This is a genomic window from Mesorhizobium sp. M7A.F.Ca.CA.001.08.2.1 (assembly GCF_003998455.1).
GTDB lineage: Bacteria > Pseudomonadota > Alphaproteobacteria > Rhizobiales > Rhizobiaceae > Mesorhizobium > Mesorhizobium ciceri.
The window spans coordinates 1-6,997 of sequence record NZ_RZPW01000297.1; the positions used below are offsets into that span (position 1 = coordinate 1).

8 protein-coding genes and 1 pseudogene are annotated in these 6,997 nt (G+C 60.8%); all 9 read left to right on the forward strand.

Annotated features, from left to right (window positions below):
- Positions 1-233, forward strand: a 233-nt coding sequence (locus tag EN914_RS18340) for a hypothetical protein (protein ID WP_127389189.1), incomplete at its 5' end; no start/stop codon positions are given.
- Positions 234-235: 2 nt separating this feature from the next.
- The gene (locus tag EN914_RS18345; protein ID WP_024505042.1) at positions 236-475 is read left to right on the forward strand and encodes a hypothetical protein; all 240 of its coding nucleotides are present in this window, start codon (positions 236-238) and stop codon (positions 473-475) included.
- 2 nt (positions 476-477) lie between these two features.
- Entirely contained in the window at positions 478-645 is a 168-nt protein-coding gene (locus EN914_RS38340; protein ID WP_164752744.1) for a hypothetical protein, read from the forward strand.
- 171 nt (positions 646-816) lie between these two features.
- Positions 817-1,620, forward strand: coding sequence for a PhnD/SsuA/transferrin family substrate-binding protein (locus EN914_RS18350; RefSeq protein WP_281033283.1), 804 nt, complete (start codon positions 817-819; stop codon positions 1,618-1,620).
- Positions 1,617-3,074, forward strand: coding sequence for a sensor histidine kinase (locus EN914_RS18355; protein ID WP_024505040.1), 1,458 nt, complete (start codon positions 1,617-1,619; stop codon positions 3,072-3,074). Before EN914_RS18350 ends, EN914_RS18355 begins: the two co-directional genes overlap by 4 nt.
- Entirely contained in the window at positions 3,064-4,398 is a 1,335-nt protein-coding gene (locus EN914_RS18360) for a sigma-54 dependent transcriptional regulator (RefSeq protein ID WP_024505039.1), read from the forward strand. Before EN914_RS18355 ends, EN914_RS18360 begins: the two co-directional genes overlap by 11 nt.
- A 193-nt stretch (positions 4,399-4,591) precedes the next feature.
- Positions 4,592-5,620, forward strand: a complete 1,029-nt coding sequence (locus EN914_RS18365) for a hypothetical protein (RefSeq protein ID WP_024505038.1) — start codon at positions 4,592-4,594, stop codon at positions 5,618-5,620.
- A 235-nt stretch (positions 5,621-5,855) separates the two neighbouring features.
- Complete coding sequence (locus tag EN914_RS18370) at positions 5,856-6,383, forward strand: arsenate reductase (azurin) small subunit (protein ID WP_024505037.1); 528 nt, start codon at positions 5,856-5,858, stop codon at positions 6,381-6,383.
- A 14-nt stretch (positions 6,384-6,397) separates the two neighbouring features.
- Positions 6,398-6,997, forward strand: a pseudogene (locus EN914_RS18375) (arsenite oxidase large subunit); the annotation flags it as partial.

Consider the following 6,997-nt stretch of genomic DNA (forward strand, 5'->3'; position numbering starts at 1 on the left):
AGCCGAAGCTGATCGTGGTCGTTGCGTTCGACCGCGGCGACGATGGCGAGTTGTTCACTGCATACGGCCCGACAGATCAGCAGAGCGAGGACCGAGCTACCCGGACGGCAAAGGCGCTGGCGGGAAAGCATGTCGGTGTCATAGCATGGAGTCGCGACGCCGACCCGGCGCTTGGCGACTATGGGCCGCCGACTGTGCTTTTCACCGATGGCGATGTGCCGGACATGGAGTGAAAATGATCAATCCACCGAAGCAACAAGAGGATTACGCAGATCGCCCGCTCGACTGCCAGGAGGCCATGGAGCCGGGTTTTCAGGCGATCATCGACTGCATGTTGGAAGTAGGCTGGACGCGAGGCGAGACCTTGCGGGCGCTGAAGAGGCTGATTGCCGTCGACAATATGACCCAGAAAGAGAACGCCAGGATGGAAACACAGCTCGCAATTGCGCGGGCCATGATCCGAGCCGGGCGTTAGCAATGACGTCGATTCCGAATTCAGGAATGGATCGTGCGGAAGTAGCCAGCGGCCACCGCAAAGCGCATGGTCGTGCCCATAAAGCCGCCAAAGCCAGCCGACATTATGTCCGCGTGTTAATAACGACCTTGGCGACCTTTGCAGGTAAAATTGGAGCTAATCAGCAATGATTGGCTTAGGTGTGCTGCACCGCTATTCTTTTCATACATCTCGCACGTATCCGTATCTCTGGATACATTGGGGGCCTCATATAATGAAGGCAGGCATTCGTGCCAACCCAGATCGAATCCGGTCGGCGGAAAGTCCTCAAAGCTGCTCTAGGGGGCTTGGGGCTGCTGACATTGTCCCGAAAATCGCGGGCTGACGTCCAGCCCTTTCAATTCGGCCTGACCCCGGTTTTCCTGTCCAACGACCTTGAGCTGCTTGGCCACCTGCAGGCGTACCTGTCATCCAGGCTTGGCAGCCCAGTCGAACTCGTGACGCGTCGGACCTATCAGGAAATCACCTCGCTGCTCGTATCGGGCCAGATTCAATCGGCCTGGATCTGCGGCTATCCCTATGTCCAGTACAAGGCCGCTCTCGATCTCGTGGCCACCCCGGTCTGGCACGGGAAGCCGCTCTACCAATCTTACATGATCGCCGCCACCAGCCGGGCCGTCGCGGACTGGACCGGACTCAAAGGCGATGTTCATGCGTTTTCCGACCCGGATTCGAACTCGGGATTTCTTGTAACCCGAACGCTTCTGGCGAAGAACAAGCTCCTGCCCGAGCAGTTCTTCTCACGGAGCTTCTTTACCTACGGACACCGCAATGTCGTCCGGGCAGTGGCTTCCGGCCTGGCGCAATCGGGCAGCGTCGACGGCTATGTCTACGAGGTGATGCGCGAGACAGAGCCTGATCTGATCAAGCAAACCAGAATCGTCCGCAGTTCGGAATGGCTGGGATTTCCTCCGGTCGCTTCGCCCAAATCCCTGGCGGCCGATCCGAGGGTGATAGCCCTGCGGCAGGCTCTCGTTTCCATGAAGGGCGATCCCGAGGGACAGAAGGTTCTCGATCTTCTTCGACTTGACGGATTTCTGGCAACCGACCCCTCGCTCTTCGACACGATCGCGGCCGAAGTCGAAATCGTGAGGCAGTTCGGATGAATCTTTTCAGCCGCCTGCGCTCGATTCCTGTCTCATACCGCGTGCCCGCGCTGGTAGCGATCCTCATGGTCGTGATCAGCGCCACCATCTCAGAACGCGTTCTCGACCGCCTGTCCAGGACTCAGGAGGGTTTTCTGGACGGGCTCGCGGAGACATACCTCGATGGCCTGTCGTCGGCCGTCGTGCCGGCTGTGCTGCGGGGCGATGTCTGGGAAGTCTACGATGCGCTCGACAGGTCCTCGTCGTCCTACGAGGCGTTGTCTCCGATCGAAACTGTCGTCACCGGGGCGGACGGCCGGGTCCTCGCCGCGACCGATCCGACCCGGATAGCCACGTTCTCGCAGCTGCCGGAACGCTACCTGAACCGCTACGGTCCCGGGATCGTGACGATCGACGGTTCCACGCTGACGGGCTTCGCCAAGCGGGACCTGATCTATCAAGGCCATCCTATCGGCGCCATTCACGCGACCTTCGACGTGTCTCACCTGTTCGCCGAACGGCGCGAGATTCTGGTTACGCTCTTGGTGACGAACGGCGTTCTGGCCATCCTGTTTTCCCTCGGCGGCTTCCTGCTCGTGCGGAGGATGATCGCTCCCATGCGGGTCCTTGAGAACCATATGCGCTCGGCGGCGCATGGGGCAGCCGAGCCGATTGCGTCCAGCGACATCCCGGAGGGAGATTCGGAAGTCGCGGGGCTGTTTCGCGGCTACAACATGCTCGTCCATGCCGAACGCGAGCGCGCGAACTTCGCCATGCAGCTCGCCGAGGAAGAAAAGCTGTCCAGCCTGGGAAGGCTGGCGTCCGGAATGGCGCATGAGATCAACAACCCGCTGGGCGGCCTGTTCAATGCCCTGGACACGCTAAAGACCCATGGCCAGACTCCCGGAGTGCGCGAGACGTCGATCAGCCTGATCGAGCGGGGCCTCGCAGGCATACGGGACGTGGTCGAGGCCGCGCTTGCGACATACCGCCCGGAACGGTCGCAGCGCCCGCTGACCGCCGACGATTTCGACGACGTCCGCTTGCTGCTGAAGCCTGAACTGCACAGGAGGCGGCAGCGGCTGGACTGTGACGTCGGCTGGAGCGGCGAGCGGGAACTGCCGATCAGGGGCGGGCCCGTTCGCCAGGCGGTGCTGAACCTCCTTCTCAATGCGAGCACGATCACGCCCGAAGGCGGTTCTATATCGCTGAGAGCGCACCGCGCTGGAAACGTGCTGACTATCGAGATCGGCGACCAGGGGCCGGGAATGCCCGGCGATATCGCTGCGGTGCTCATCGACCCCGATCCCGGACCCGCGGTCAGGGCAGGCCGCGGGCTGGGTCTATGGATGGTGCGTCGCGTGGTCGACGATCTCGGCGGGAGCGCAAGCATCGTCGCAAAAAAAGACGGGGGGACAGCGGTGATGCTGACCATCCCGTTCGAAGGGGAGGTCAAGAAAGCCAATGCAGCCTGATCAAGCCCGCATAGGCCTCGTCGAGGACGATCCAGTGATGGGAGGCTCGATCGTCCAACGCTTGGAACTCGAAGGCTGGCGGGTGACATGGTGGCAGTCCGGCCGGGAGGCAATCTCCGGGATAGGCGGGCTTTCAGGTTCGCTAGACCTGGTGATCTGCGACGTCCGCCTGCCGGACATATCCGGCGAGACCGTCTTCAACGAACTTGCCAACCAGCCGAACTCGCCGCCCTTCATGTTCGTCACCGGGTACGGCGAAATCGACCAGGCGGTCCGCCTGATGCGATCCGGCGCCGTCGATTTCATGACCAAGCCGTTCGCGATGGACGAATTCCTGAGGCGAATCGACGCCGGGCGGCGGACAACGCACAGCCAGCTGCGGCAGAAAGGCTATTTCCTCGGCGAATCGCCGGCCATCCAGCACGCCGAGGACCTCCTGCGTCGGTATGCGGCCCATGACCTGCCAGTGCTGATCACGGGGGAGACCGGATCAGGCAAGGAGATGGCGGCGAGGCTGCTGCACGAAATCTCGCCGCGAAGCAAAGAGCCGTTCGTGGCCGTCAACTGCGCGGCGATCCCGGCCGACCTCCTCGAAAGCGAGATATTCGGCCACGAGAAGGGGGCTTTCACCGGGGCCCAGCAAAGGCACCTCGGCTATGCAGAGCGGGCGGGCAAGGGTACGCTGTTTCTCGACGAAATCGGCGACATGCCGCTGGCCCTCCAGGCGAAGCTCCTAAGGCTGATAGAGGAAGGCAGCTTCAACCGTGTCGGCGGAGAAACGGCCTGCACGTTCCGCGCCCGTGTGGTTTCAGCTACCCATAGAGACCTTGCGCGTCACGGAGGGTCCTCGGGTTTTCGGGAAGACCTTTATTTCCGGTTGGCGGTGCTGCCCGTGACAATTCCTCCGTTGCGCGAGCGGCACGAGGATATCGCATGGCTTCTGGACAGGTTCCTCGAAAACGCGGCCAGCCGCTCGGACACGCGCATTCGGGGGTTCAGCGCGCTGGCTGAAGAGGCTGCACTGAGCCATCCTTGGCCCGGCAACGTGAGGGAACTCAGGAATCGCGTGGAGCGGGCGGTCGCTCTGTCGACCAGCGAGTGGATAATGCCTGGTGACCTGTTCCCGGAGCGCGTGGCCAAAGCCGGAAGCTCTGCGTTCGTTCCTCTCGCCGATGTTCGGGATGCAGCCGAACGGCGTCAAATCGAACGAGCGCTCGACGAGACGGGGGGCCAAATTGCGAAGGCAGCTACGCTGCTTGCGATATCCCGAACGACCTTGTGGGAGAAAATGAACAGGTTTGGGATTGCAGACCGGGAAAGATAGCCCAGCGACCATCCCTCGCTCGGATGGGGTCCCGCTGAAAAAAGAAAGAGCCCCGAAAGGGGCTCTGCTGTCTCGCTGAATTGCTTTAGACTCCGACCGCGTCCTCGCGAGTAGGCACAGCCCCCCAAAGGGCATCGTGACCAGAGTGGAGGTAAAATGCCGCTTGCAGCCGGAGAAGTCAAGCACTTAAAGGATGCAATCGCAATTCTTGATTAAGGCGAATGCCGAAATGCCTCACGCGCGCACCCTACGTGAACTCCTCGATGAGGCCTTGCAGGCAACCCCTCCAGCAGACCAGATCGATGTCATAGGCCGTTTCATGCCGGGTTCCAACATCGAACTTCTCCGTCACTCGCTGAAGGAGCTTCGCGCCGTGGCAAAACGGAAAGACCAAACGGATCTGCCGACCCGACTTCACAAGGTGTACCACCGTAAGCTGGCAGAGCAGGCTAGCCTCTATCCCATCCTGCACATTTTTGAATCGGCATATAGAACGAAACTTGCCTTTTGGATGGAAGAGCAGTTTCGCACCATGCGTTGGTGGCTTCCCCATCTCGCGAGATTACGCGAACTGGACAAGCTCGGCAGGGCCGAGCAAGTAGAATCGATCAACAAGATTCCGATCACTCATGGGACAGGCAGAGTGATCGAGAACCTCATCAAGAACGTGGAGGGCGATCGGCTGGATCGAGGCATACTCGACAATGCTACTGGCCACGAAGTGCTGAGCCTGGCGAAAATGTCAGATGTCGAAGAGCTGATTCATGAACAATGGGCGGTGATAAAAGGAAAGCTCCCGTCTGTGCTCCTGAATGGCTCCCCGCTGGACGAAGCCGTCTTCAAGGGCAAGTTTAAGCGGGTTCGAGAGGCCCGAAACCAAGCCTATCACCATCGCGAGGTGGTCAAGCGGAACGAAATAGCAGGCGTTGCGGAAGAACTGCTCGACCTGATTGACGTACATCTCTGCTCGGCGCTCGATTTCGTTGCCCATGCTGGAGTGAAAGGCCCGAAGTCTATGGTTCAGCGCGCTGCGCGCCACATCAGCTTGGCTGATGGCCTGACCCAGTTCGAAGTCGATTGCATGCACGAAAAGCGGGATCCGACGCGCATGCAATTGCAGGCGACGTCTGGAGGGGACGCCATCGCAAGGAGTCTGGCTGCGTTGAGCGGCGATGACCGTACCAAATTGACGGCCGTTGCGGTGGTTCTGAACACGGAATGACAATACGCTCCTCTGCGTTGATAGTTGGTAATGTTCGGCATGCGCCACGAATGCGCGGGGCCTTGGACCGTTCGACTTCCTGAACCTTCGGCAGCGCAGCATGTCCGCATTTCCGAACGTGGCGGACCTCTGGTGGGCGGGTTTCCTTCACTTTCTCTAATGCAATCGACGGTTTTCCGGTTGGCACAGGGGTTGCACAGCCCTTGGCGACGAGATTTTCGCCAAGGAGGAACGCATGGATCGCTGCAACAAGCTGGTCGACGTCGGCCGCCGTCAATTTCTAAGGGGAGGAGCGTTTGCCGCCGCGGGAATGGCCACAGCCGTGGCATTGCCCCTGCAGGCTCAGGCGAAGGCTGCACCGGGGCTGGCACTCGTCGAATACCCATCGAACAAGCTTGCCAACGTCGCTGATCTGAAGCCGAACGAACCCCTCGACGTCAGCTATCCAGACGAGAACGCGCCCGGCGTGCTGCTGAAGCTCGGAACGAAGGTGGAAGGCGGCGCGGGACCGGAAGGCGATATCGTCGGTTTCTCTACGATCTGCCCGCACAAGGGATTCCCGCTCAACTACAACGCCGACGACCACTCCTTTAATTGTCCCGGCCACTATTCGCGCTTCGATGCGGATGCCGGAGGGCAGCAGATCTGGGGCCAGTCGACGGCCAACCTTCCCCAATACGCGCTGCGCATAGACGCCAAGGGCGACATCTATGCCGAGGGGGTCGACGAGCTTCTTTATGGCCGCCTGAGCAACGTACTTTAAGGGAGGATCGGATCATGGCTTACAAACGTCACATCGACCGCCTGCCGATCATCCCGGCCGACGCGAAGAAACACAACGTCACCTGCCACTACTGCATCGTCGGGTGCGGTTATCACGCCTACACCTGGCCGACCAACAAGCAGGGCGGCACCGATGCCGCTTCCAACGCTTTCGGGGTCGACCTTTCCCAGCAGCAAGCCGCCGAAACCGACGCCTGGTATGCGCCATCCATGTACAACGTCGTCAAGCAGGACGGCCAGGACGTGCACATCGTCATCAAGCCCGACCACGATTGCGTGGTGAATTCCGGGCTCGGGTCCGTCCGGGGCGCCCGCATGGGCGAACTGCGCTACTCGACGGCCCGCGGCTCGCAGCAGCAGCGTCTCACCAGCCCGATGGTGTGGCGCTATGGCCAGATGCAGCCCACGTCGTGGGACGATGCGCTAGACCTAGTTGCCCGGGTGACAGCGGCGGTGATCAAGGACCAGGGAGAGGATGGCTTGTTCGTCTCCGTTTTCGACCATGGCGGCTCGGCGGGCGGCTATGAAAATAACTGGGGCACCGGGAAGCTCTACTTCGGTGCCATGAAGGTGAAGAACATCCGCATCCACAAC

What these genes read in the sequence shown, in the direction of transcription:
- EN914_RS18360 (WP_024505039.1), top strand. Translation starts at nt 3,064, where the DNA reads ATGCAGCCTGATCAAGCCCGCATAGGCCTCGTCGAGGACGATCCAGTG.
- EN914_RS38340 (WP_164752744.1), top strand. Translation starts at nt 478, where the DNA reads ATGACGTCGATTCCGAATTCAGGAATGGATCGTGCGGAAGTAGCCAGC.
- EN914_RS18345 (WP_024505042.1), top strand. Translation starts at nt 236, where the DNA reads ATGATCAATCCACCGAAGCAACAAGAGGATTACGCAGATCGCCCGCTC.
- EN914_RS18370 (WP_024505037.1), top strand. Translation starts at nt 5,856, where the DNA reads ATGGATCGCTGCAACAAGCTGGTCGACGTCGGCCGCCGTCAATTTCTA.
- EN914_RS18365 (WP_024505038.1), top strand. Translation starts at nt 4,592, where the DNA reads ATGCAATCGCAATTCTTGATTAAGGCGAATGCCGAAATGCCTCACGCG.
- EN914_RS18355 (WP_024505040.1), top strand. Translation starts at nt 1,617, where the DNA reads ATGAATCTTTTCAGCCGCCTGCGCTCGATTCCTGTCTCATACCGCGTG.